The sequence below is a fragment of the Klebsiella planticola ATCC 33531 genome, from assembly GCF_000735435.1.
In the GTDB taxonomy this organism is placed as follows: domain Bacteria; phylum Pseudomonadota; class Gammaproteobacteria; order Enterobacterales; family Enterobacteriaceae; genus Klebsiella; species Klebsiella planticola.
This window is the reverse complement of sequence record NZ_JMPP01000067.1, coordinates 77,980-101,813: the sequence shown is the minus strand read 5'-3', so window position 1 is coordinate 101,813 and position 23,834 is coordinate 77,980. Positions and strand designations below refer to the sequence as shown.

At 54.1% G+C, this 23,834-nt stretch carries 22 protein-coding genes and 1 pseudogene; 13 read left to right on the top strand and 10 right to left on the bottom strand.

Annotated features, from left to right (window positions below):
• Positions 1-77 precede the first annotated feature (77 nt).
• From GRPL_RS01740 to GRPL_RS01760, 5 genes are all read left to right on the top strand, one after another.
• The gene (locus tag GRPL_RS01740) at positions 78-1,385 is read left to right on the top strand and encodes a carbohydrate ABC transporter permease (protein WP_032689213.1); all 1,308 of its coding nucleotides are present in this window, start codon (positions 78-80) and stop codon (positions 1,383-1,385) included.
• Between the two features lie 10 nt (positions 1,386-1,395).
• Complete coding sequence (locus GRPL_RS01745; RefSeq protein ID WP_004858771.1) at positions 1,396-2,247, top strand: sugar ABC transporter permease; 852 nt, start codon at positions 1,396-1,398, stop codon at positions 2,245-2,247.
• Between the two features lie 4 nt (positions 2,248-2,251).
• On the top strand, positions 2,252-3,454 hold the full coding sequence (locus GRPL_RS01750; RefSeq protein ID WP_032696525.1) for a glycoside hydrolase family 53 protein: 1,203 nt from the start codon (positions 2,252-2,254) through the stop codon (positions 3,452-3,454).
• A gap of 31 nt (positions 3,455-3,485) precedes the next feature.
• Entirely contained in the window at positions 3,486-5,543 is a 2,058-nt protein-coding gene (locus tag GRPL_RS01755) for a beta-galactosidase (RefSeq protein WP_032700682.1), read from the top strand.
• Positions 5,544-5,612: 69 nt separating this feature from the next.
• Positions 5,613-5,927, top strand: a complete 315-nt coding sequence (locus GRPL_RS01760; RefSeq protein WP_004858774.1) for a PTS sugar transporter subunit IIB — start codon at positions 5,613-5,615, stop codon at positions 5,925-5,927.
• Positions 5,928-6,067: 140 nt separating this feature from the next.
• On the opposite strand, the gene GRPL_RS01765 is transcribed toward GRPL_RS01760, so the two are convergent.
• Positions 6,068-7,339, bottom strand: a complete 1,272-nt coding sequence (locus tag GRPL_RS01765) for a maltoporin (protein ID WP_032689210.1) — start codon at positions 7,337-7,339, stop codon at positions 6,068-6,070.
• Positions 7,340-7,608: 269 nt separating this feature from the next.
• On the opposite strand from GRPL_RS01765, the gene GRPL_RS01770 reads away from it, so the two are divergent.
• The 3 genes from GRPL_RS01770 (at position 7,609) to ykgO (ending at position 9,203) form a co-directional block, all read left to right on the top strand.
• The gene (locus tag GRPL_RS01770; RefSeq protein ID WP_032689209.1) at positions 7,609-8,682 is read left to right on the top strand and encodes a LacI family DNA-binding transcriptional regulator; all 1,074 of its coding nucleotides are present in this window, start codon (positions 7,609-7,611) and stop codon (positions 8,680-8,682) included.
• Positions 8,683-8,799: 117 nt separating this feature from the next.
• A complete protein-coding gene (locus GRPL_RS01775; RefSeq protein ID WP_032689208.1) occupies positions 8,800-9,060 on the top strand; it encodes a type B 50S ribosomal protein L31 in 261 nt (86 codons plus the stop codon).
• A gap of 2 nt (positions 9,061-9,062) precedes the next feature.
• Positions 9,063-9,203, top strand: coding sequence for a type B 50S ribosomal protein L36 (gene ykgO / locus GRPL_RS01780; protein WP_003859006.1), 141 nt, complete (start codon positions 9,063-9,065; stop codon positions 9,201-9,203).
• Here ykgO and GRPL_RS01785 read toward each other — a convergent pair.
• A complete protein-coding gene (locus GRPL_RS01785; protein WP_032700681.1) occupies positions 9,200-9,910 on the bottom strand; it encodes a GNAT family N-acetyltransferase in 711 nt (236 codons plus the stop codon). The genes ykgO and GRPL_RS01785 overlap by 4 nt on opposite strands.
• Before the next feature lie 101 nt (positions 9,911-10,011).
• Here GRPL_RS01785 and pdxR point away from each other — a divergent pair, with 101 nt between their 5' ends.
• Positions 10,012-11,463 (top strand): MocR-like pyridoxine biosynthesis transcription factor PdxR, encoded by a 1,452-nt coding sequence (gene pdxR, locus GRPL_RS01790; RefSeq protein ID WP_032700680.1) that lies wholly within the window; start codon positions 10,012-10,014, stop codon positions 11,461-11,463.
• Here pdxR and GRPL_RS01795 read toward each other — a convergent pair.
• Positions 11,438-11,908 carry a YlaC family protein gene (locus GRPL_RS01795; protein ID WP_004858780.1) on the bottom strand — a complete coding sequence of 157 codons (471 nt, stop codon included), beginning with the start codon at positions 11,906-11,908 and terminating at the stop codon, positions 11,438-11,440. The genes pdxR and GRPL_RS01795 overlap by 26 nt on opposite strands.
• 29 nt (positions 11,909-11,937) lie before the next feature.
• Here GRPL_RS01795 and GRPL_RS28620 point away from each other — a divergent pair.
• A pseudogene (locus tag GRPL_RS28620) lies at positions 11,938-12,036 on the top strand (hypothetical protein); the annotation flags it as partial.
• On the opposite strand, the gene maa reads toward GRPL_RS28620, so the two are convergent.
• The 5 genes from maa to acrA form a co-directional block, all read right to left on the bottom strand.
• Positions 12,008-12,574 (bottom strand): maltose O-acetyltransferase, encoded by a 567-nt coding sequence (gene maa / locus GRPL_RS01800; protein WP_032689205.1) that lies wholly within the window; start codon positions 12,572-12,574, stop codon positions 12,008-12,010. The pseudogene GRPL_RS28620 and the gene maa sit on opposite strands and share 29 nt — an antisense overlap.
• 151 nt (positions 12,575-12,725) lie before the next feature.
• The gene (gene hha / locus GRPL_RS01805; RefSeq protein WP_004858783.1) at positions 12,726-12,944 is read right to left on the bottom strand and encodes a hemolysin expression-modulating protein Hha; all 219 of its coding nucleotides are present in this window, start codon (positions 12,942-12,944) and stop codon (positions 12,726-12,728) included.
• A gap of 26 nt (positions 12,945-12,970) precedes the next feature.
• The gene (gene tomB / locus GRPL_RS01810; RefSeq protein ID WP_004858785.1) at positions 12,971-13,345 is read right to left on the bottom strand and encodes an Hha toxicity modulator TomB; all 375 of its coding nucleotides are present in this window, start codon (positions 13,343-13,345) and stop codon (positions 12,971-12,973) included.
• A 527-nt stretch (positions 13,346-13,872) separates the two neighbouring features.
• Complete coding sequence (acrB, locus tag GRPL_RS01815) at positions 13,873-17,019, bottom strand: multidrug efflux RND transporter permease subunit AcrB (protein WP_032689204.1); 3,147 nt, start codon at positions 17,017-17,019, stop codon at positions 13,873-13,875.
• 22 nt (positions 17,020-17,041) lie between these two features.
• Positions 17,042-18,235 carry a multidrug efflux RND transporter periplasmic adaptor subunit AcrA gene (acrA, locus tag GRPL_RS01820; RefSeq protein ID WP_032689203.1) on the bottom strand — a complete coding sequence of 398 codons (1,194 nt, stop codon included), beginning with the start codon at positions 18,233-18,235 and terminating at the stop codon, positions 17,042-17,044.
• 142 nt (positions 18,236-18,377) lie between these two features.
• Here acrA and acrR point away from each other — a divergent pair, with 142 nt between their 5' ends.
• Complete coding sequence (acrR, locus tag GRPL_RS01825; RefSeq protein ID WP_032689202.1) at positions 18,378-19,028, top strand: multidrug efflux transporter transcriptional repressor AcrR; 651 nt, start codon at positions 18,378-18,380, stop codon at positions 19,026-19,028.
• A gap of 133 nt (positions 19,029-19,161) precedes the next feature.
• Positions 19,162-22,509 carry a mechanosensitive channel MscK gene (mscK, locus tag GRPL_RS01830; RefSeq protein ID WP_032689201.1) on the top strand — a complete coding sequence of 1,116 codons (3,348 nt, stop codon included), beginning with the start codon at positions 19,162-19,164 and terminating at the stop codon, positions 22,507-22,509.
• Between the two features lie 50 nt (positions 22,510-22,559).
• Here mscK and rsmS read toward each other — a convergent pair whose 3' ends face one another.
• Both rsmS and priC read right to left on the bottom strand, forming a co-directional pair.
• Positions 22,560-22,736, bottom strand: coding sequence for a pleiotropic regulatory protein RsmS (gene rsmS, locus GRPL_RS27295; RefSeq protein ID WP_049264627.1), 177 nt, complete (start codon positions 22,734-22,736; stop codon positions 22,560-22,562).
• Positions 22,737-22,748: 12 nt separating this feature from the next.
• The gene (gene priC, locus GRPL_RS01835; RefSeq protein ID WP_032689200.1) at positions 22,749-23,276 is read right to left on the bottom strand and encodes a primosomal replication protein N''; all 528 of its coding nucleotides are present in this window, start codon (positions 23,274-23,276) and stop codon (positions 22,749-22,751) included.
• 69 nt (positions 23,277-23,345) lie between these two features.
• Between priC and GRPL_RS01840 the strand changes: the two genes are divergently transcribed.
• Positions 23,346-23,723 carry a DUF454 family protein gene (locus tag GRPL_RS01840; RefSeq protein ID WP_032700679.1) on the top strand — a complete coding sequence of 126 codons (378 nt, stop codon included), beginning with the start codon at positions 23,346-23,348 and terminating at the stop codon, positions 23,721-23,723.
• Positions 23,724-23,834 lie beyond the last annotated feature (111 nt).

Below are 23,834 nucleotides of genomic sequence, written 5' to 3'. Positions count from 1 at the left end.
GACCTGTTACCCGGATTATCAGGGCATAGATGTAAAAAAGCGGGAGGAGGACCTCCCGTTTTCAGAAGGAGTGGTGTGTGATTATCAATCCCAGCGAAAATATTGCCGAGTCGCGCGGCGCAGGTCGTCATGCGTGGTGCGGCCTGCTGCTGGCTGTCGTGCCGGGTTTTGGCCAGTTTTATCATCGCCAGTGGCTGAAGGGGCTTGTCTTCCTGGTTCTGCTGAGCAGTTTCATGGGCGTTTTTTATGACTTCCTGCAAGAAGGACTGTGGGGGCTCTACACCCTGGGTGAGGAAGTCCCGCGGGATAACTCCATTTTCCTGTTGGCGGAAGGGATCATCAGCGTGCTGATCGTCGCTTTCGGCCTGCTCATTTACTCTCTTTCGCTGCGTGATGCCTGGGTTAACGGCAAAAAGCGCGATGAAGGCGTGGCGCTGAACAGCGTGCGCAAACAGTATCAGATGCTGTTGAACCAGGGGTTTCCCTATCTGATGATCAGCCCCGGCTTTATTCTGCTGGTGTTCGTCGTCATCTTCCCGATTCTCTTTGGCTTTGCCATCGCGTTCACCAACTACAACCTCTACCACACGCCGCCGGCGAAGCTGGTGGATTGGGTGGGTTTTAAAAACTTTATCAATATTTTCACGCTCTCTATCTGGCGCTCGACCTTCTTTGACGTGCTGCAGTGGACGGTGGTGTGGACGCTGCTGGCGACGACCCTGCAATGCACCGTCGGTGTGCTGCTGGCAATCCTGGTGAACCAGAAAGATCTGCGCTTTAAACCGATGATTCGCACCATTTTTATCCTGCCGTGGGCGGTTCCGGGTTTTGTCACTATCCTGGTGTTTGCGGGGATGTTTAACGACTCGTTTGGGGTGATCAACAACGCGATTCTGTCGTTCTTCGGCATTGGCCCGAAGGCGTGGCTGACCGATCCGTTCTGGACGAAAACTGCGCTGATCATGATGCAAACCTGGCTGGGCTTCCCGTTTGTCTTCGCCATGACCACCGGCGTGCTGCAGGCGATTCCTGACGACCTTTATGAAGCCGCGACCATGGACGGAGCCAGCGCGTTTACCCGCCTGCGGACCATTACGCTGCCGCTGGTACTGTACTCGATCGCGCCGATCATTATCACCCAGTACACCTTCAACTTTAACAACTTCAACATCATTTACCTGTTCAACAACGGCGGGCCAGCGGTCGCCGGTTCGAACGCCGGCGGGACGGATATTCTGGTGTCGTGGATCTACAAACTGACGATGTCGTCTTCGCAATATGCCATTGCGGCGACCATTACTATCCTGCTGTCGATTTTTGTCGTCGGCCTGGCACTGTGGCAGTTCCGCGCCACCAAATCCTTCAAAAACGACGACATGGCGTAAGGGAAGCAACATGGCTAAATCACCCAGTATTAAACGCGAAAAGTGGATTCGCCTGTCACTCACCTGGCTGATTGTTATCCTGGTCTCGGTGGTGATTATCTATCCGCTGGTCTGGACCGTCGGCGCGTCGCTGAATGCCGGAAACAGCCTGCTCAGCACCTCGATTATTCCGGAGAACCTGTCATTCCAGCACTATGCCGACTTGTTCAACGGCAATGTGAACTACCTGACCTGGTACTGGAACTCGATGAAAATCAGCTTCATGACCATGGTGCTGACTTTAATCAGCGTCAGTTTTACCGCCTACGCCTTTTCCCGCTTTCGCTTTAAAGGGCGGCAGAACGGGCTGATGTTGTTCCTGCTGTTGCAGATGATCCCGCAGTTTTCTGCGCTGATTGCGATCTTCGTGCTCTCGCAGCTGCTGGGGCTGATCAACAGCCATCTGGCGCTGGTGCTGATCTACGTTGGCGGCATGATCCCGATGAATACCTGGCTGATGAAGGGCTATCTCGACGCGATCCCGAAAGATCTGGATGAGTCGGCAAGAATGGACGGCGCCAGCAGCTTCCGTATCTTCTTCGAGATAATCATGCCGCTGTCAAAACCGATTCTCGCGGTGGTGGCGCTGTTTTCATTTACCGGTCCGCTGGGCGATTTTATTTTGTCGAGCACCATCCTGCGTACGCCGGACAAATACACGCTGCCGATCGGCCTGTACAACCTGGTCGCGCAAAAAATGGGCGCCAGCTACACCACCTACGCGGCAGGCGCGGTGCTGATTGCCGTTCCGGTCGCGATTCTCTACCTGGCATTACAAAAATACTTTGTTTCCGGCCTGACCTCTGGCAGTACAAAAGGATAACCCCATGAAAAGATTAACACCCGCGTTGCTTGCTGTTTGTCTGGCATGCAGTTTTTCCCCTTCTGCTCTGGCTGCCGAGGCGCTGCAAACGCGCGCATTTCGCGCGATGCCTGCGGATTTTATTAAAGGCGCAGATATCTCCACGCTGCTGGATGCGGAAAAGCACGGGGCAAAGTTTTATAACCACAACAACCAGCTGCAGGATCCGATCGCCATTTTGAAAGCCGATGGCGTGAACTATGTCCGCCTGCGCCTGTGGGTTGACCCGAAAGATGCGCAGGGTCAGGGCTACGGCGGCGGTGATAACGATCTGGCGGCAACGCTGGCGCTGGCGAAGCGGGCAAAAGCGCAGGGCATGAAGCTACTGCTGGATTTCCACTACAGCGATTTCTGGACTGATCCGGGTAAACAATTCAAGCCGAAGGCCTGGGAAAAAATGGATTATCCGCAGCTGAAAACGACTATCCACGACTACACCCGTGACACCATCGCCCGCTTTAAGCAGGAAGGCGTTCTGCCGGATATGGTGCAGATTGGCAATGAGATCAACGGGGGCATGCTGTGGCCGGAAGGCAAAAGCTGGGGGCAGGGCGGCGGCGAATTTGACCGTCTGGCGGGTCTGCTGAATGCGGCCATCGACGGCCTGAAAGAGAATCTGAAGAATGGCGAACAGGTGAAAATCATGCTTCATCTGGCTGAAGGTACGAAGAACGATACCTTCCGCTGGTGGTTTGATGAAATCAGCAAGCGCAACGTACCGTACGACATCATCGGCCTGTCGATGTACACCTACTGGAACGGCCCGATCGGTGCGCTGAAAGCGAATATGGATGATATCAGCCGGCGCTATAACAAAGATGTGATAGTCGTGGAGGCCGCCTATGCCTATACCCTGGAAAATTGCGATAGCGCAGAAAACAGTTTCCAGGCCAAAGAAGAAAAAGAGGGCGGTTATCCGGCCACGGTACAGGGACAATATAATTATATTCACGATTTAATGCAGGCCGTTGCCGATGTTCCCGACCAGCGCGGGAAAGGTATTTTTTATTGGGAACCGACCTGGATTGCCGTGCCGGGAAATACCTGGGCCACGCCAGCGGGCATGAAATATATCCACGATGAATGGAAACAGGGTAATGCCCGGGAAAATCAGGCGTTGTTTGATTGCCAGGGGAAAGTATTACCTTCAGCGAAAGTCTTTAATTAATCGTTAAGTTTTACACTTCAGGATGTTTATTATGAATAAATTTGCGCCTTTGAGTCCGAAGGTCAATGCATTATTGCATGGCGCTGACTATAACCCGGAGCAGTGGGAGAATTATCCCGGTATTATCGATCAAGATATTGCCATGATGCAGCAGGCTAAATGCAATGTCATGTCGGTGGGGATTTTCAGCTGGGCCAAACTTGAACCTCAGGAAGGCGTATTTGAATTTGGCTGGCTGGACAGCATTCTGGATAAGCTGTTTGCCGCCGGTATTCACGTGTTTCTGGCTACGCCAAGCGGCGCGCGCCCGGCCTGGCTGTCGCAGGCCTATCCGCAGGTGCTGCGGGTGGGACGCGACCGGGTACCGGCGCTGCACGGCGGACGGCATAACCACTGTATGACGTCACCGGTTTATCGGGAGAAGGTTTTTAAAATCAACAGCCTGCTTGCGGAACGTTACGCACAGCATCCGGCGGTGCTCGGCTGGCATATTTCCAATGAATATGGCGGAGATTGCCATTGTGAACGCTGTCAGGCGCGGTTTCGCGACTGGCTGAGAGCGCGCTACCAGACGCTGGAAAACCTCAATCACGCCTGGTGGAGCACCTTCTGGAGCCACACCTACAGTGACTGGTCGCAGATTGAATCACCGGCACCGCAGGGGGAAGTGTCCATTCACGGGCTGAACCTCGACTGGCGTCGCTTCAACACGGCGCAGGTCACCGACTTCTGCCGCCATGAGATTGCCCCGCTGAAGGCGGCGAATGCTGACCTGCCGGTGACAACCAACTTCATGGAGTATTTCTACGATTACGACTACTGGCAGCTGGCGCAGGCGCTGGATTTCATCTCCTGGGATAGCTATCCGATGTGGCATCGCGACAAAGATGAAACCACGCTGGCCTGCTATACCGCGATGTACCATGACATGATGCGCAGCCTGAAAGGCGGCAAGCCGTTTGTGTTGATGGAATCAACGCCGAGCGCCACCAACTGGCAGCCGACCAGTAAATTGAAAAAGCCGGGGATGCATATTCTCTCCTCAATGCAGGCTGTCGCCCACGGCGCAGACTCTGTTCAGTATTTCCAGTGGCGTAAGAGCCGTGGCTCGGTGGAGAAATTCCACGGTGCGGTTATTGACCACGTCGGTCATCTGGATACCCGCGTCGGCCGCGAAGTGAGCCGGCTGGGTGAGATGCTCAGTCGCCTGCCTGGCGTGGTTGGCTGTCGTACCGATGCCAAAGTGGCAATTATCTTTGACCAGCAAAACCGCTGGGCGCTGGATGATGCGCAGGGCCCGCGTAATCTCGGTATGGAGTATGAAAATACCGTTAATGAACACTACCGGCCATTCTGGGAGCAGGGTATTGCGGTCGATATCATCGATGCCGATGGTGACCTGAGCGCCTACCAGCTGGTTATCGCCCCGATGCTGTATATGGTTCGCGACGGCTTTGCCGGGCGCGCCGAAGCGTTTGTCGCCGGCGGAGGCCATCTGGTGACTACCTACTGGACGGGAATCGTTAATGAGTCCGATCTTTGTCATCTTGGCGGTTTCCCGGGGCCTCTGCGCAACCTGCTGGGCATTTGGGCGGAGGAGATTGATTGTCTGAATGACGGCGAGCGCAATCTGGTTCAGGGGCTGGCAGGCAATGAAGGCGGGTTACAAGGGCCGTATCAGGTACGCCATCTGTGCGAGCTGATTCATGCCGAAAGCGCCCGACCGCTGGCAACCTATCGTGATGATTTCTACGCCGGCCGCCCGGCGGTTACGGTGAATCATTTTGGCAAGGGGAAGGCATGGCATGTCGCCTCACGCAACGACCTGGCTTTCCAGCGCGATCTCTTCGCGGTCATCAGCCGGGAGCTGGCCTTACCGCGGGCGATAGAGAGTGAGCTTCCGCCGGGCGTGGTCGCCACGGCACGCACCGACGGCGAAACGACCTATGTTTTCTTGCAGAACTACAGCGCGCAGCAGCACAGCGTAAACCTGCCGCAGGGTTATCAGGACAGTCTATCCGGCGCGGCCATTAGCGCGCCGTTGACCTTAACGGCGTGGGACTGCCGTATTCTCAGTCGTAAAGCCTAATCACTGCGTTATCTGAGCCTGCTCCTGCGAGCAGGCTTTTTTTTACCTTGATATTATCAGGAGTGCATGATGGTCAGTTTAAAATCCTTTCTGCATTATTTCGCCCAGCCTCGCCAACCGGTGCCGTTAAGTGATGTTGAAAAGCAACAGCTACAGGATCTCATTCAGGCGTTTGGTGGGGAGGGGAATATTGTTAATGTCGACGCCTGTATTACGCGTTTGCGGGTCACGGTTAATAATCTGGCGATTGTCGATTCTCAGGCGCTACAGCAGCAAGGGGCGCTGGGCGTAATTATTCTCGGGCAACAGGTTCACGCTATTTTCGGCAAGCAGTCTGACACCCTGCGTCAACTATTAGATGAGCATTTTACTAGCCGGAAATAAAAGTAATAAATAAAAAGGGATAACTCCATATAGAGTTATCCCGAAAACAAGACAAAGACAACAATGGCAATAATCATTACCGGAGGGTAATTACGACCTTACAGCTGGAGATAAAACACGTTCAGATAACAAAAATACTTTTACCACCAGGCTTCGACCTGAACACCGAAGTTCCACGTATTGCTGGCGGTTTGATCTTCAAACGGTTTGCCATTCTCGGAATCATTGAGATAGGAGGCAAAAATACGTAATTCCGGGCGTGACATAAAGTCCGGGCCATCGGCCAGACCCAGCGCAATGGTGTATTTCTCGCCGGCTTGTTTGTAGTCGGTATTGTTCTTATAGCTGTCTTTCTGGTAGAAACCGCCGACTTCGCCAATCAAACGGACATACTCGGTGAACTGATACTGTCCGCGTGCGACCAGAGAGAGTAAGCGCGTTTTGTTGGTATAGTCGGTGATGTCGTCGGCGGAGCCCCAGGTCAGCACATGGTTAATCGAGAATTTGTCGGTAATCGGAATCAGACCGGTGTTGATCACGCGATAGCCGGTGGCATCGTTGACATAGTTCCACATGTCGTACCAACCGCCGCCCTGGGAGACCATGTTCTGCGCCAGCCCTTTATTTGCATACTGCAGAACCAGCTTGTTGTAGCCGCCCAGCATATCCTGGCTGATTTCACCGGTCAGCATCACGCCGTTATCGGCATCGTACAGCCCACCGTAGCTATCCTGTTTTTTGGTGGTGTTAGGCATTGCGTAGTCGATACCAAATTCGGTCCAGGCGCCGGACCACGGTTTCCAGCCCGCATAGCGCAGATCGACATAGTTGATATTGACGTTGCTGTCGCCATCGACGCGGTAATCGACGTCGTTTGCATCACCGCGGATCCAGGCAAGTGAAACGGCGCCTGGGCCTAAGCTATAGTTTTCGATCCCGGCGCCGGAACCGGAGATGTTCCAGTATTTGGTATCAATGATGTGCAGATCGTGGCGCTGGTAGTAGCGCTTGCCGCCCCAAATTACCGCGTTAGGATCGCCGGGGATCAGGCCTTTAATTTGCAGGTTCAGCTGACGCAGGCCAAACTGCGCGTCGTCATTGAGGGTGGTTTCGTTATCGTTAGAACCGTCAGAGACCATGCTGACCATGCTATCGAGATAGAAGCTGACGTCATCCTTCTTATACACCTCAGAACCCAACTCCAGCTCGCCATAGGTATCGGATTCGTTACCCAGACGACCAATTTTGTTTTTTTGCCATTCGGCCAGACTGCCATCCCCGGAGACCCCAACCCCGGCACGCATATAACCATGAAAATCAATTCCAGGAACAGAGGCGGAAGCCGCGAGCACGGATGGTGAAATCAGCGCGGCGGCCAACGCAACAGAGACTGTGCGCAGCGTAGTGTTCATGTCTATCCTCTTATTGTTTTGTATTACGTTCACATTAACGATGTCATGAAATGCCTAAACGTAACTTCAGGCAATTTAATGATCGTGATAGTGTGATTAACTGCAAATAAAATGGCGCAATTTGTTACGGTTAGTGAGTCCATTCACAATTTGATGTATTGTGAGCGTAATACTTTTATTGTCATTTTTTAGCATGGTAACGTTGCAGGGCGCGTTTTTTTAAATGGCCCCTGTTACAATCCAGGGATAACAACATAAGGAACCGGACCATGAAGTCGAAAAGCGCAACCTTAGAAGATGTCGCGCGTCATGCAGGCGTCTCCTATCAGACCGTGTCCAGGGTGCTCAATAAATCTGCTAATGTATCCGAGGCCACGCGTCGTAAGGTGGAGAAATCCATTGAGCTGTTGCGGTATGTCCCTAACCGCCTGGCTCAACAGCTGGTGGGCAAGCAAAGTCGGACCGTCGGTCTGGTGACGATTTCACTGTCGTTGCACGCGCCTTCTCAGGTCGCCGCAGCGGTAAAACGCTATGCGAATGTGGAAGGTTATCAGGTGTTAATTTCTATGATTGATGAGAGCGTCAATCAAAGTATTCAGGAATCTATCAATGAGCTGAAGTCCCAGCTGGTTGATAAGGTGATCATCAACGTGCCTCTGGAGACCGAACAGGCCCAGAAAATCGCGGCTGACAACGATGATATCGTTTGTCTCTTTCTCGATGTCGATCCCTACAGCTCCGTGTTTAACGTTTCGTTTAATCCGGCTGACGGCACCCGCGCGAGCGTCAAATATCTGTATGAAATGGGCCATCGGGAGATTGCGCTGCTGGCCGGGCCGGAAAGCTCCGTCTCGGCAAAATTGCGCCTGAAGAGCTGGATAGAGACGCTGGCAGGGTACGGGCTACAGCCGGTGACGGTGATTCGCGGTAACTGGGACGCGCAGAGCGGCTATGCGGGCGCGCTGCAGATGCTGCGTGAGACGCCGAAATTTACGGCGGTGCTGGTGGGGAATGACCAGATGGCGCTGGGGGTACTGAGCGCGTTTCACCAGCATCAGGTGCCGATTCCCGGTGAGAAGTCGGTAATTGGCTACGATGATACGTATGAAAGCTCATTCTTCTACCCGGCGCTGACGACCGTGTCGCTGGATCTGGATTTACAGGGGAAAGAGGCCGTACGCCGTATTCTTGATAGCGGCGATAGCGAAACCTCGCATACCTCTTCAATCCTGCCAGCCCGGCTGGTAGTGCGTCATTCCACCGGGCCAAAAACGGAGCAGGGGAAAGACCTACAGGCCATTGCAGAACAGCTGCGTGCACTTGCTCATCAACTGAATCCTTAATCTCTCACGGGCGGTTTGCGCCGCTCGATTTTTCATCCCCGAGCTTCTCATGGTTGATCTTTGTTTTTTTGCGGCGTAACCTTATTGTTATGTTATAACATATCTATTGAGGTTATCATGAAAGACAATATCCATCCGCATTATCGTACCGTTGTGTTCCATGACACCAGCGTGAATGAATATTTTAAAGTGGGCTCGACAATCAAGACCGAGCGCGTGATTGAACTGGATGGGGTGACCTATCCTTATGTCACCCTCGATGTGTCGTCCAAATCGCACCCGTATTACACAGGTAAGCAGAAAGCCCTCAACAGCGAAGGCAGCACTGCACGTTTCCGCCAGCGCTTCGGCGGCTTTATTGATGCTAAAAGGAACTAAGAATGCAGGTACTCAACTCGTTGCGCAGTGCGAAACAGCGCCACCCTGACTGTCAGATTGTGAAACGCAAAGGGCGGCTGTACGTTATCTGCAAAAGCAATCCTCGCTTTAAAGCCGTGCAGGGACGCAAGAAGAGACGCTAAACTGCCGATGCGCGGAAGCTCTCCAGCGTGGCACGCTGCTGACCATCGGGGCTAAAGTTCCCGGTGGCCAGCCATCGCTGCATCGCCTTATCAATCAGCGGCCACTCGCTGTCGATTATCGAAAACCAGTCGGTATCGCGGTTGTGGCCCTTTATTACTAACGCCTGACGAAACCGCCCCTCAAAGTGAAATCCCAATCGTTGCGCCGCCCGGCGCGAAGGTTCGTTCAGACTATTACATTTCCACTCATAGCGGCGATAGCCGAGCGTGTCGAAGACATAGCGCATGAGAAGCCACTGGGCTTCCGTCGCCATTGCGGTCCGACTGAGCAGCGGCGAGAAGTGCACGTGTCCGACTTCGATCACGCCATTTTGGGCATCGATACGCATCAGCGCCAGGGAGCCGACGGGCTGTTGGGTCCGTTCATCCACTACGGCGAAATGGAGAGGATCGCTGAGCTTTTCCACGCTGGCTATCCAGGTGCTGAACGTCTCCACGCAGCTGTCCGGTTCGCGCAATAACCACGTCCAGCTCCGGGTATCCGGGGCCAGCTGATGTGCGGCAAAGAGCGCGCTGGCGTGAGCGGAAGTCAGTGGCTCCAGGCGGCAGTCACGTCCCTGTAGAATTTGACGTTGCGGAAACGGGCGCGGCTGCCAGTCGGGCAGCGCCTGGCCAACGGGTTGTCCGAACGAATTATGTTGATGCATGGAGGCTCCTTATCTGGGGGGAATGCAGTGAGACTAAAGTTTTACTGGTTCCATAAAAAGAGCCATCAGGGTATGTTTTGATGGTGCCACGAGGAGCCGCGATGAATATTCCTGATGATGCCTTCTTCACACTACTGGACCACACCTTGTCCCGGCGAGGTCATGAAACCCTTCAGCGCACGCTGTATCGCGCGCTGCGCGAGGCGATTTTGCAAGGGGCGCTGGCAGGCGGTAGCCGGCTGCCGGGTTCACGAGCTATCGCCACGCGGCTCAATCTGTCGCGTAATACGATCAACGGGGCGCTAGAGCAGCTGGCCATGGAAGGCTACCTGCAGCGCAGTCGTCAGGGAACGCATGTGGCGACGCTGATCGCCTCCGGTGAGCGAGAGGGGCTACCGCTGACCATTGCGCTGCCGGAGCGGCTGCTCGCACTACCTCCCGGCACCCGTCGCGATTCGCCGACGCTGGCATTCACTCCCGGCACGCCGGCGATTAACTATTTTCCTTTACCGCTCTGGCGGCGGCTGCTCGACAAGGTGCTGCGTGATGAGGGCAGCGCGCTGCTGGGTTACGGAGAGGCGGCGGGAGAACTCGCGCTGCGGGAAGCGATTGTCCGCCATCTGGCGTTATCTCGCGGGATCCGCTGCGACGCCCGGCAAATCGTGATCACCGAAGGCGCGCTCGAAGGGGTCAACCTGTGTACCCATCTGCTGAGCGTGGCGGGTGACACCGTATGGGTTGAAGAGCCAGGATATCCCGGCGCGAAGAGCGTATTTATGAAAGCCGGGTTACAGATAAAAGGGATGCCGGTTGACGGTGAAGGGATGCGTCCGGACTTGGACAATAACCCGCCGCCACGGCTGATTTTTACCTCTCCTTCGCATCAGTATCCCTGTGGCGCGGTGATGAGCGCAGGCAGGCGTCTGGCGCTGCTGGAATATGCCCGCCAGCATGATGCATGGATCGTTGAAGATGATTACGACAGCGAGTTTCGCTACAGCGGTGAACCTGTTCCGGCCATGTCAGGGATGATGAAGCAGGCGCCGGTGGTCTATATCGGCACCTTCAGCAAGACGCTGTTTCCGGCGCTGCGCATTGGTTTCGTGGTGATGCCTCCCGCCCTGGCGCAAGCCGCTCAGGGATTCGTGGGATCGCTGCTGCGCGGGGGGCACCGGGCTGAGCAGCGAGCGCTGGCGTTGTTTATCGAAGAGGGGCATTATGCGCGTCATCTGGCGGCGATGCGGCGCTTGTATTGCCGGCGGCAGCAGCAGCTCCACGAGGTGCTGGCGGCGGAGCTGACGCAACCTTTTGCTATTCTCGGTGGCGAGGGCGGACTGCACCTGACGGTGGCCATTGACGGGATAGACGATGGGGCGGTGGTGGAGCAGGCGCGACAGTATCAACAAGCACCGGCGGCATTAAGCCGCTTTTACCTTGATACTCGACGCTCGCGAAGCGGGCTGGTGCTGGGATATGGCAATACGTCCGCTTCGCATTTTGGCCCTGCGGTGCGGACGTTGAATCGTCTTATTGAGCGGTATCGACGCGGGTGAGGCTGAAGATATCGTAGAACGAGAGTTCACCTTTGGTCGCCACCATTTTTTGTAGCTGGGTTTTCTGCTCGCCGGCCACGCGGGGGGACTGCATAATGCGCTCGATCAGCTGCTGAGGGACGTATCGCGTGTTGTACCACTCCCCGTTGTAGCAAACGCGAAAATCCAGGACATCGATATCTTCGTAGCGGTAGCGCGGGTAGACGTCAAAAAAGAAGAAGCCGTTTAACAGGGCGAACAGAACCACCAGTAGCCAAACCGAATCGGCCAGCGTTTCCGATGTCAGCATGACCACGAACGTCGCCAGGAACGCGGCGTACATTGCTACGAACAGCCACGGATGATTGCGAATAAAACTGATACTAAAGCGCGGACGGTTGTCGCGCTTCTCTTTCACATTGAGCTCATCAATCGTGTTGGTCAGCAGTTGCTGTATTTCTGTCATCTTGGTCCCCGAATTCTGCTAAGGCTTAGCCTGAAGGCTATTTTATGTTGCGGGAATCTCTCGGGAAAGTAACAGATCAGTTGCAGAAAAGCATAACAGTTACGCTTTTTCCGCTGTCAGCATCTTAATGATTTGTGCCGGGTTGCCACCGACCACAGCATTGGCCGGAACATCTTTCACGACTACGGCACCGGATGCAATGACGGCATTATCGCCGATCGTCAGCCCGGGATTAATGACCGCCCGACCGCCAATCCACACATTGTGGCCGATAGTAACGGGTTTACCGTATTCTTTGCCGCTGTTGCGTTCGGCGGCATCTAATGGATGTGTGGCGGTATAGATATGGACGCCGGGCGCCAGCATGCAATTATCACCGATGTGAATCGGACAGACATCAAGCATCACGCAATCAAAGTTTGCGTAGAAATTGGTGCCGAGGAAAATATTGTAACCATAATCACAGCGGAAAGTGGGTTCAATATAAGCATCGCTTGCCCGGCCAAACAGTTCCGTCAGACATATTTTCCGCCATTCGCGCTCGTCCGGAGCCGAATGGTTATAGCGATGCAGCAATTGCCTGGCGCGCAGGCGGTCTGCCCGTAGCGTGGCATCACCGGCCTGATACAGTTCACCGGCGATCATTTTACGTTTCTCTTCACTCATGATGCTTTCCTGATTAAGGTAGGTAGGCGTCACAGTATAAAAAAGAAACCGGTTTCACGAGCGCACTTTGGTGACTTATGCGAGTAATATCACAATTATACCCAAGGCAGGGGAGGACCCGGTTAACCGTCTGACTGACAGGTGAAATGAATTAGCGAATGAACTTCCACACCGATGTCGGGATTTTGTCGTAGAGTTTATTCATGGTCAATTCAGCAAGACGGTGATCGGCCGCTGAGTAAAATACAGCCAGTTCGTTATCTGAAAGTTCATATTTGTTTTTTTCAATTACGCGTTCCAGCGTATCAATTGTCTGACAGCGACGTAAGCGCATCAAATAGTCTGTTTTGGTTAATGGTTCACCAGACATAACTTCACCTTTTGATTGTAATAATACTAACAAGAAAGACTTGCCGGATTTTCCCGGCTGGCGTTGACAAAACATCGGAATAACCGATTTCCCGATTTGCGCCATTTCTGTAGATCGGCCGTGTTAATGCCATAACTGCTGAACAACATAAAAGTGTCATCCAGGTATTCGTCCAGCTGAGCGATCAGTTTATTATCCTCAGCATACTTAATTTTATAATTAAGCGCGAACGTGGCTATGTGTTCGATCAATTCATTAAGTTGAAGATTGATAGCCGACGTCGGGTCATTCACCCACCCGTGGTTACTCTCTTCCAGGTTTGCAAGGCAGTCATGATACAGGGTTTCGCAAAGAAATCGAAGCTGCGCGATATCATGTCTTTTTGGCGAGTATTCGTCCATAACGCATCCCCTTTTTAGTGGTTTAAACGACGACTAACAAGCACCGTTGTGGGATGAACACGACTAACAGACCTGACACATACATTGTAATCCTGTTGTTTTAACTATAATCCACTCTCAAAAAGATTTCACCGTGCTATTACGAAAAATTACAATTATCGCCGTTAATTTATCTTAAAAATATCTGAACTTATTATGCCAGGGCAATCAATGTGGTGACTCTACGAAAGCAAAGCTTATGGATCATTGATTTAGCATGCTCTTTTCTATGGCACCAGATCTCAAACCCGGATAACACCAGGGTTAAGAATATTCTTAGTTAAGATAAGGGTAAACCGGGAAAAGAATAATCTGATAAAAACAAAGTAAAAGCTTATCGCCAGAAATTGTATATCAGGATGCAAAGTAAACCGTAGCAATGCGTGCGTTTCAATATACGCTATCCGGAAAATTTCCTCAACGAATCCTGAAGCGGGCAGGGGCGCAGACGAAAAAAAGGGCCGCTAACGCGGCCCTCAGTGGAGAGATTAATGATGCTCAGTCGGATGGCTGTGCTCAATGTCTTCCGATTTCTTGCCGAAGCGGCGGCGAACCACCACAAAGAAGACCGGAACAAAGAAGATAGCCAGAACCGTTGCCGTCACCATCCCGCCCATGACGCCGGTACCTACGGCGTTCTGCGCGCCGGAACCTGCGCCGGAACTAATGACCAGCGGCATAACCCCGAGGATAAACGCCAGTGAGGTCATCAGGATTGGACGCAGACGCATACGTACCGCTTCCAGGGTCGCTTCAATCAGACCCTTGCCTTCTTTATCCATCAGGTCTTTGGCGAATTCTACGATAAGTATCGCGTTCTTCGCCGACAGGCCGATGGTGGTCAGCAGGCCGACCTGGAAGTAAACGTCGTTCGTCAGACCACGGAACGTTGCCGCCAGCAGTGCGCCGATAACCCCCAGTGGGACAACCAGCATAACGGAGAACGGTATCGACCAACTTTCATACAGCGCCGCCAGACACAGGAATACCACGATCAGCGAGATGGCATACAGCGCTGGCGCCTGGTTACCGGACAGACGTTCCTGATAGGACATACCGGTCCAGTCATAGCCAATCCCCGTAGGCAGTTTTTTGGCCAGCTCTTCCATCATCGTCATCGCTTCACCGGTACTTCTGCCCGGAGCCGCCTGACCGAGGATCTCCATCGACGGCAGACCGTTATAGCGTTCCAGACGCGGCGAACCATACTCCCAGTGTGAGGTGGAGAAGGCTGAGAACGGCACCATCTGTCCATCGCTACCGCGAACATACCAGTTGCCAATATCTTCCGGCAGCATACGGTATTTCGCTTCGGACATGACGTAGACTTTCTTCACGCGACCGCGGTCGATGAAGTCATTGACGTAGCTACCGCCCCAGGCTGCGCCCAGAGTGGTATTGATGTCGCTGATAGAAACGCCTAACGCCTGCGCTTTCTCCTGGTCGATATCCACCTTGAACTGCGGCGTATCTTCCAGGCCGTTCGGACGAACGCCGACCAGCAGGTCAGGGTGCTTCGCCACTTCACCAAACAGCTGGTTACGTGCCTGCGTCAGTTTTTCATGACCCAGACCGCCCTGGTCGATCAGCTGGAAGTCAAAGCCGGTTGCGGTACCCAGTTCAACGATAGCCGGCAGGTTAAAGGCGAAGACCATCGCATCTTTAATCTGCGAGAAACGGGCCATCGCACGACCGGTAATCGCTTCAACCTTGTTCTCGCTGCCCGGACGTTCGCTCCAGTCTTTCAGAGAAACGAATGCAATACCGGTGTTCTGACCACGACCCGCGAAGCCAAAGCCGTTAACGGCGAACACGGATTCGACGTTGGCTTTCTCTTTGGTGAGGTAGTAGTCCGTCATCTCATCCAGCACTTTCTGCGTACGTTCCTGGGTAGCACCGGCAGGAAGCTGCGCCATGCTCAGGAATACGCCCTGATCTTCATCGGGCAGGAACGAGCTCGGCAGACGGACAAACAGCCAGGCCATTCCGACGACGATGATCAGATACAGCACCAGGTAACGACCAGTACTACGCAGAATGTTACCTACGCTATCGGTGTAATGGTGCGTGCTCTTATCGAACATGCGGTTAAACCAGCCAAAGAAGCCTTTGTGCTCGCCATGACCGCCTTTAGCGATAGGTTTCAGCATCGTGGCGCACAGCGCCGGGGTCAGGATTAATGCAACCAGCACCGACAGCGCCATCGCCGAAACGATGGTGATGGAGAACTGACGATAAATCGCACCCGTTGAACCCCCGAAGAAGGCCATCGGGATAAATACCGCAGAAAGCACCATCGCGATACCGACCAGTGCGCCCTGAATCTGGCCCATGGATTTACGGGTCGCTTCCTTCGGCGGCAGACCTTCTTCCGCCATGACACGCTCGACGTTTTCCACCACCACGATGGCGTCATCGACGAGCAGGCCTATCGCCAGCACCATACCAAACATGGTCAGGGTGTTTATCGAGAAGCCAAAAATGGCAAGGATGGCGAATGTACCCAGCAAGACTACCGGTACCGCGATGGTTGGAATCAACGTGGCGCGGAAGTTCTGCAGGAACAGGTACATCACCAGGAAGACCAGGATGATCGCTTCGACCAGCGTTTTAACCACTTCATGAATCGAGATTTTCACGAACGGCGTGGTGTCATACGGGTAAACAATCTTCAGGCCTGACGGGAAGTACGGCTCCATTTTCGCCAGCTCGGCGCGAATGGCGTTAGCCGTATCCAGGGCGTTGGCGCCGGTTGCCAGTTTGATACCCAGACCGGAAGCCGGCTGGTTATTAAACTTCGCGACGATGTCATAGTTTTCACCGCCAAGCTCAACTTTCGCCACGTCACGCAGACGAACCTGCGAACCGTCCTGGTTCACTTTCAGCAGAATATTGCTGAATTCGTCAGCGGATTTCAGACGGGTCTGCGCGATGATAGAGGCGTTCAGCTGCTGGCCTTTCACCGGCGGCGTACCGCCTAACTGACCGGCTGCTACCTGGGCGTTCTGGGCTTTAATCGCGCTGATCACATCGACCGGCGTCAGTTGGTAGTTGTTCAGTTTGTTCGGATCCATCCAGATACGCATCGCGTACTGGGAACCAAACAGCTGAACGTCACCCACACCGGACGTACGGCTGATCGCATCTTTCATGTTGGCGCCAACGTAGTCGGAGATATCCTCCTGCGTCATGGTGCCGTTGGTGTTGATAACGCCGACAACCATCAGGAAGCTGCTGGAGGATTTCTCCACGCTCACGCCCTGTTGCTGTACTTCCTGCGGTAGCAGCGGCATGGCGAGCTGCAGTTTGTTCTGCACCTGTACCTGCGCGATGTCCGCATCCGTACCAGACTGGAAGGTCAGGGTAATCTGTACCGTACCGGTTGAGTCACTGTTGGAGGACATGTACATCAGGTTATCGATACCGTTCATGTTCTGTTCGATAACCTGCGTCACGGTATCCTGCACCGTTTTTGCATCAGCGCCAGGGTAGGTTGCGGTGATCGAGACCGCCGGTGGCGCAATCGTTGGATATTGCGCGACAGGCAGCTTCAGGATCGACAATCCCCCGGCAAGCATGATGATTATGGCGATCACCCATGCGAATATGGGGCGATCGATAAAGAAATTAGGCATGTCTTAACGGCTCCTGTTTAAGTTAAGACTTGGTTTGTTCTGACTGAGCGTTGCTGGCAACTTGCTGTTGATCGTCAGAGGCTACTTCCTGCGCTTTAACCTGCACGCCTGGTTTGACTTTTTGTAGTCCGGAGACAATTACGCGATCGCCGGATTTCACTCCGCTGGTGACCAGCCACTTATCACCAATCGCCTGCGTTGCCGTGACCTGACGAACTTCGACCTTATCGCCTTCACCGACAACCATCACGCTGGCATCACCACGCGGCGTGCGGGTTACGCCCTGCTGTGGAACCAGCAGTGCATCCGGGTTAGTCCCTTCCTGCAGACGCGCGCGGACGAACATCCCAGGTAACAGGGTGTGATCCGGGTTCGGGAAGATGGCGCGTAAAGTGATAGAGCCGGTGGTCTGGTCAACGGTGACATCAGAGAATTCCAGCGTACCGCCCTGCGGATACTTCAGCCCATCGTTGGTAACCAGTTCGACTTTGGCTTTGCCGTTTTCTTGTTTCAGCGTTCCGTTTGCCAGCTCTTGTTTCAGACGCAGGAAATCGTTACTCGACTGGGTCACATCAACATAGATAGGGTCCAGCTGCTGAACGGTTGCCAGCGCAGTAGCCTGACCATTCTGCACCAGTGCACCTTCGGTCACGGCGGATTTACCAATTCGCCCGCTGATAGGTGAAGTCACTTTGGTATAAGCCAGGTTAATACGCGCCGTTTCCACAGCGGCTTTCGCGGCCACAACCGCAGCGTTGCTCTGCTGCGCGTCGGCGACGGCAGTATCATAATCCTGTTGACTGATGTATTTGGTGCCGAGCAGTTTCTGATAACGTTTAACCGTCAGCTGCGCGATATTAGCCGCCGCCTGTGCTTTGGCTAAGTCGCCTTTTGCGCTTTCATAGCTGGCCTGGTAAGTTGCCGGATCGATCTGATAAAGGGACACGCCAGCCTGGATGTCACTACCTTCCGTAAAGTTACGTTTCAGAATAATGCCACTTACCTGAGGACGGACTTCTGCAACACGGTAGGCGCTGGTGCGGCCCGGTAGCTCAGTGGTGATTTGCAGAGGTGCGGATTTGAGCGTCACAATACCGACTTCCGGCATATGCTGGGCTCCTTGCTGAGCCGGTTTGTCGTCACATCCTGTTAGCGCTAAGCTGCCTGAGAGCATCAGAACGACCGCCAGAGGCGTTAACCCTCTGTTTTTGTTCATATGTAAACCTCGAGTGTCCAATTTCAAATTGTTCAGTGGCTCAAACGACCACAAACCCACTACTGTGTTTCTATTATGGTCATGCTATGGTACATACATTCATAAATGTATGTAAACGCAACCTCTATAAACTCATCGACCTATGGCACGAAAAACCAAACAACAGGCACTTGAAACCCGGCAACACATTCTGGATGTTGCTCTGCGTTTGTTTTCGCAGCAAGGCGTATCATCTACCTCGTTGGCAGCAATTGCAAAAGCTGCCGGGGTAACGAGGGGGGCTATCTACTGGCATTTCAAGAATAAATCAGATTTATTTAATGAAATATGGGTGTTGTCGGACGCAAGTATTAGCGATCTTGAAGTTGAGTATCGGGCAAAATTCCCCAACGATCCACTGTCAGTTGTCAGGGAGATCTTAGTTCATATTCTTGAAGCCACGGTGACAGAAGAGCGGCGGCGGCTAATGATGGAAATTATCTTCCATAAATGTGAGTTTGTCGGTGAGATGGCGGTGGTTCAGAAAGCGCAGCGCAGCTTGTGTCTTGAGAGCTACGAACGTATTGAACACACGCTAAAGGAGTGCATTGCGGCCAACATGCTGCCGGCCAATTTGTTAACCCGCCGGGCGGCGGTTTTAATGCGCAGCTATCTCTCCGGTCTGATGGAAAACTGGCTCTTTGCGCCGGATTCATTCGATCTTGAAAAAGAAGCGCGCGACTATGTTGCCATTCTTCTCGAAATGTATCAGTTTTGCCCTACGCTCCGGGCGCCCTCAGAGGTCAGGAATTAACGCTCCCGGCAAAATAAAAAAGGTGAGTGTTTGCTGATAGTCGCCGCTATTCGTGCGATGGCAGAAGTGCTATTCTGCGGTCTGCGACGACCCCCGGTATTCTCCGGCTATTGCAACCACTCATGTTAACACTATGCTGCATACTATCCGTTGGCGAAATGCCACTTCCGCTTTTGTAATTGTACTGTTGTTATTTATCGGCTGTCTCAGCGTGAATCAAGCTCTGGCTGCCGATGTCCCTGACCGATCTGATATTCAGAATCAACTTAATACGCTAAATAAGCAAAAGGAACTGACGCCACAGGACAAGCTGGTTCAGCAAGACCTGGTGCAGACCCTTGAAGCACTCGATAAAATCGAGCGGATTAAGTCGGAAACGACTCAGCTGCGGCAACAGGTTGAGCAGGCGCCAGCCAAGATGCGTCAGGCGGTCGATAGCCTGAACGCGTTAAGCGAGGTGTCTGATGATGAGGTGACGCGGAAAACGCTCAGCACGCTCTCTTTGCGGCAGCTGGAATCTCGTCTCTCCCAGACGCTGGACGATCTGCAAACCGCGCAAAACGATCTGGCGACCTACAACAGCCAACTGGTCTCCCTGCAAACCCAGCCGGAACGCGTGCAAAATGCGATGTATGCGGCTTCCCAGCAGCTACAGCAGATACGCAACCGCCTGAACGGCACCACCACCACGGGTGACGAAGCCCTGCGTCCGAGCCAGCAGAGCCTGCTGCTGGCGCAGCAGGCTCTGCTTAACGCGCAAATTGAGCAGCAGCGCAAGAGCCTCGAAGGCAACACCGTGTTGCAGGATACGCTGCAAAAGCAACGTGATTACGTCAGCGCCAACAGCAATCGTCTCGAACATCAGCTGCAGCTGCTGCAGGAAGCGGTTAACAGCAAGCGCCTGACGCTAACCGAAAAAACCGCTCAGGAAGCGGTCACGCCGGATGAGACGGCGCGTATCCAGTCCAACCCGCTGGTCAAACAAGAGCTGGATATTAACCATCAGCTGAGTCAGAAGCTCATTGCGGCGACCGAGAACGGCAATCAGCTGGTGCAGCGCAACATCAAAGTGAAAAACTGGCTCGATCGGGCGCTGCAATCTGAACGTGATATCAAAGAGCAGATTTCAGTCCTCAAAGGGAGCCTGTTACTGTCACGCATCCTTTACCAGCAGCAGCAGACGCTACCGTCGGCGGACGAGCTGGAGGATATGACCAACCGTATTGCCGATCTGCGTCTTGAACAGTTTGAGGTCAACCAGCAACGTGATGCGCTGTTCCAGAGCGATGCGTTTGTCGCCAAACTGGAAGAAGGTCACAGTAATGAAGTGACCCCTGACGTCCATAATGCCCTGCTGGACGTCGTGGATATGCGCCGCGAACTGCTCGACCAGTTTAACAAGCAGCTCGGCAATCAGCTGATGATGGCGATTAACCTGCAGATCAACCAGCAGCAGTTAATGAGCGTCTCAAGCAACCTGAAAGCCATTCTGACCCAGCAGATTTTCTGGGTGAATAGCAACAAACCGATGGACTGGGACTGGATTAAATCCTTCCCGGAAGCGTTGAAAGGGCAGTTTAAGGCGATGAAAATCACCGTAAACTGGGAGAAAGCGTGGCCGGCGGTGTTTGTTGCCTTCCTTGCCGGTCTGCCGCTGCTGCTGATTGCGGGCCTGATTCGCTGGCGCCTGCAGTGGTTACGTAATTACCAGGCCCGGCTGGCTTCGCAGGTCGGCCAGTTGCGTAACGACACGCAGCTCCATACGCCCAAAGCGATTCTGATTGACCTGATCCGCGCACTGCCCGTCGTGCTGCTGATTCTGGCGGTAGGGCTGATTCTGCTGACGATGCAGCTGAACATCAGCGAACTGCTGTGGGCATACAGTAAAAAACTGGCGCTGTTCTGGCTGGTGTTTGGTCTGTGCTGGAAGGTGCTGGAAAAAGACGGTGTGGCGGTAAGCCACTTTAATATGCCACCGCAGCTGACCAGCCACTGGCGTCGGCAAATTGTGCGCGTCAGCCTGGCGCTGCTGCCGCTGAATTTCTGGTCGGTGGTCTCTGAACTGTCGCCGCTGAATCTGATGGATGACGTGCTGGGGCAGTTCGTTATCTTCCTCAATCTGCTGCTGATCGCGGTACTGGTGTGGCCGATGTGTCGCGAGAGCTGGCGTGATAAAGAGTCGCACAGCCTGCGTCTTCTCACCGTCACCGTTCTCTCGATTGTGCCTGTCGCGCTGATGGTACTGACGGCCACCGGCTACTTCTATACCACCCTGCGTCTGGCCGGTCGCTGGATTGAAACCGTCTACCTGGTGATGCTGTGGAATCTGCTGTACCAGACCGTTTTGCGCGGCCTGAGCGTTGCCGCACGACGTATCGCCTGGCGGCGTGCGCTGGCCCGTCGCCAGCATATGGTCAAAGAGGGGGCTGAAGGGGCTGAACCGCAGGAAGAGCCGACAATTGCGCTGGAGCAGGTCAACCAACAAACGTTGCGTATTACCATGCTGGTGATGGTCGCCTTGTTTGGCGTTGTGTTCTGGGCGATTTGGTCCGATCTCATCACCGTATTCGCCTATCTCGACAGTATTACCTTGTGGCACTACAACGGCACCGAAGCAGGAGCCAGCGTGGTGAGAAGCGTGACGATGGGAAGCCTGCTGTTTGCGATCGTCGCGTCCATGGTCGCCTGGGCGTTGATCCGCAACCTACCGGGTCTGCTGGAAGTGCTGATCCTCTCTCGGCTCAACATGCGCCAGGGGACATCCTACGCGATTACCTCGATCCTCAACTACGCGATTATCGCCATCGGTGCGATGACGGTATTTGGCGCGCTGGGCGTCTCGTGGGACAAGCTGCAGTGGCTGGCGGCCGCGTTGTCGGTTGGTCTGGGCTTTGGTTTACAGGAGATTTTCGGTAACTTCGTTTCCGGCCTGATTATCCTCTTCGAACGCCCGGTGCGCATCGGCGATACGGTGACGATCGGCACCTTCTCCGGTACCGTCAGCAAGATCCGCATTCGCGCCACGACCATTACCGACTTTGACCGTAAAGAGGTGATCATCCCGAACAAAGCGTTTGTGACCGAGCGTTTGATCAACTGGTCGCTGTCCGATACCGTAACCCGTGTGGTGATCCGCATCGGCGTGGCGTACGGCTCCGATCTGGATAAGGTCAAGGAAGTTCTGCTGCAGGCGGCACATGAGCATCCGAAAGTGATGCAGGAGCCTGCGCCATCGGTCTTCTTTACCACCTTCGGTGCCAGCACGTTGGATCATGAGCTGCGTTTATATGTGCGCGAACTGCGCGATCGCAGCTATACCGTCGATGAACTGAACCGCGCGATCGACCGCCTGTGCCGTGAAAACGACATCAACATCGCCTTCAACCAGTTGGAAGTCCATCTGCGTAACGAAAAAGGGGATGAAGTGACGGAGCTCAAGCGTGAGGTCAAAGGAGACGATCCGTCTCCGGCTATCGGGTAAGACTCAGCGGGGGCGGCCAGTGCGCCGCCCCGTTTCTGACGCGCCGTCGGTTAGCGTTTATCCGCTTCACCTGACGTCTGCCCGGTGCGATTGAGTTTGTTTTCATAGTCACGTTTAATGATCTCCAGCGCCCCCAGCACGGTTTGCGCTGACACCTGGTTCTCTTCCAGCAGCATAATCAAATCAACGGCCAGCTTGACCTCATCCGGGGCGTTTTCCAGCGACATAGTGACTCCTTCTTAGCGTGTTAAGCGTGCCAGCACGCCTTCTATTTTTTCCAGCGCATCGCGACAGCGTGCTAAACGCGCGGCGCAGGCATCGACCTCTTTCGCCAACCGCTGCTGCTCCTCAAGCGTCGTCGCCTGCGCCAGCTGACGCTGGCGATCGTTGCGCATCGCCAGCAGTCGTCGTTCGTACTCCTGATGTTGAAGCCGCCGCCGCTGCCAGCGGTTTATTCCGGGCGAGGCGCTGTCCCAGCTACGCAGTGGCCAGGTTGCCGCCTCCCGGCTGAGGGCGGCAACTTGCGCCACCAGCCGCTCCGCCAGCCAGGCGACCTGCGGAAGCTGCTGCTGCTCAACGGCCTGCCGCAGTTCAGTAAAGTGCTGCTGCGCCTCCTCGAGACAGTCCTGCATCAGCGTGCTGCGAGTACGGAACAGCTGGCGATCGAAGCGGGCGCTGAGCGTAGCATGATGCGCCAGCGGCGCAACCTGCGCGGCCAGTTGGGCCAACTGATTTTCCAGCGTGTGTAAAAGCCGGGCTGTTTTCAAATAACTCCTCCCTACGCTGATAGACAACTGTGCTACAGTAGCCATATCTGCTTGATAACGATTCGCATTATGCCACGTATCATTTTAATCATCATAGGCTGGCTGGCGGTAGCGCTGGGGACGCTGGGCGTCTTTTTGCCTTTATTGCCGACCACCCCGTTTATTTTGCTGGCGGCCTGGTGTTTTGCCCGCTCTTCACCGCGTTTTCACCACTGGCTGCTGCATCGTTCCTGGTTCGGCGGTTATCTTCGTCACTGGCAGCAATATCGTGCGATGCCGCCTGGTGCCAAGCCGCGGGCGATTGTGATGATTGTGCTGACCTTCGCCGTGTCGCTGTGGCTGGTTAAGCTTACGTGGGTTCGCATCATGCTGCTGGTGATTCTGGCCTGCCTGTTGATATTTATGTGGCGTATTCCGGTTGTTGACGCGACGCAACAAAAGCACTGATGCACCATAATGAGTGTTGCAATTGTCGCTTACAGACAGTAAATTCGAGCGTTTTCGAGCGCGGGCACGCCTGGTCAAAGGTTAATCAAATGTTTCTTTGACCCGTTTGGC

Coding starts and splice junctions, on each gene's coding strand:
- GRPL_RS01770 (WP_032689209.1), top strand. CDS start 7,609: ATGAAGTCGAAAAGCGCAACCTTAGAAGATGTCGCGCGTCATGCAGGC.
- rsmS (WP_049264627.1), bottom strand. CDS start 22,736: ATGTCGCTGGAAAACGCCCCGGATGAGGTCAAGCTGGCCGTTGATTTG.
- GRPL_RS01765 (WP_032689210.1), bottom strand. CDS start 7,339: ATGAACACTACGCTGCGCACAGTCTCTGTTGCGTTGGCCGCCGCGCTG.
- tomB (WP_004858785.1), bottom strand. CDS start 13,345: ATGGACGAATACTCGCCAAAAAGACATGATATCGCGCAGCTTCGATTT.
- maa (WP_032689205.1), bottom strand. CDS start 12,574: ATGAGTGAAGAGAAACGTAAAATGATCGCCGGTGAACTGTATCAGGCC.
- acrR (WP_032689202.1), top strand. CDS start 18,378: ATGGCACGAAAAACCAAACAACAGGCACTTGAAACCCGGCAACACATT.
- mscK (WP_032689201.1), top strand. CDS start 19,162: ATGCTGCATACTATCCGTTGGCGAAATGCCACTTCCGCTTTTGTAATT.
- acrB (WP_032689204.1), bottom strand. CDS start 17,019: ATGCCTAATTTCTTTATCGATCGCCCCATATTCGCATGGGTGATCGCC.
- GRPL_RS01750 (WP_032696525.1), top strand. CDS start 2,252: ATGAAAAGATTAACACCCGCGTTGCTTGCTGTTTGTCTGGCATGCAGT.
- ykgO (WP_003859006.1), top strand. CDS start 9,063: ATGCAGGTACTCAACTCGTTGCGCAGTGCGAAACAGCGCCACCCTGAC.
- GRPL_RS01840 (WP_032700679.1), top strand. CDS start 23,346: ATGCCACGTATCATTTTAATCATCATAGGCTGGCTGGCGGTAGCGCTG.
- GRPL_RS01760 (WP_004858774.1), top strand. CDS start 5,613: ATGGTCAGTTTAAAATCCTTTCTGCATTATTTCGCCCAGCCTCGCCAA.
- acrA (WP_032689203.1), bottom strand. CDS start 18,235: ATGAACAAAAACAGAGGGTTAACGCCTCTGGCGGTCGTTCTGATGCTC.
- GRPL_RS01755 (WP_032700682.1), top strand. CDS start 3,486: ATGAATAAATTTGCGCCTTTGAGTCCGAAGGTCAATGCATTATTGCAT.
- GRPL_RS01785 (WP_032700681.1), bottom strand. CDS start 9,910: ATGCATCAACATAATTCGTTCGGACAACCCGTTGGCCAGGCGCTGCCC.
- GRPL_RS01775 (WP_032689208.1), top strand. CDS start 8,800: ATGAAAGACAATATCCATCCGCATTATCGTACCGTTGTGTTCCATGAC.
- GRPL_RS01745 (WP_004858771.1), top strand. CDS start 1,396: ATGGCTAAATCACCCAGTATTAAACGCGAAAAGTGGATTCGCCTGTCA.
- pdxR (WP_032700680.1), top strand. CDS start 10,012: ATGAATATTCCTGATGATGCCTTCTTCACACTACTGGACCACACCTTG.
- GRPL_RS01795 (WP_004858780.1), bottom strand. CDS start 11,908: ATGACAGAAATACAGCAACTGCTGACCAACACGATTGATGAGCTCAAT.
- hha (WP_004858783.1), bottom strand. CDS start 12,944: ATGTCTGGTGAACCATTAACCAAAACAGACTATTTGATGCGCTTACGT.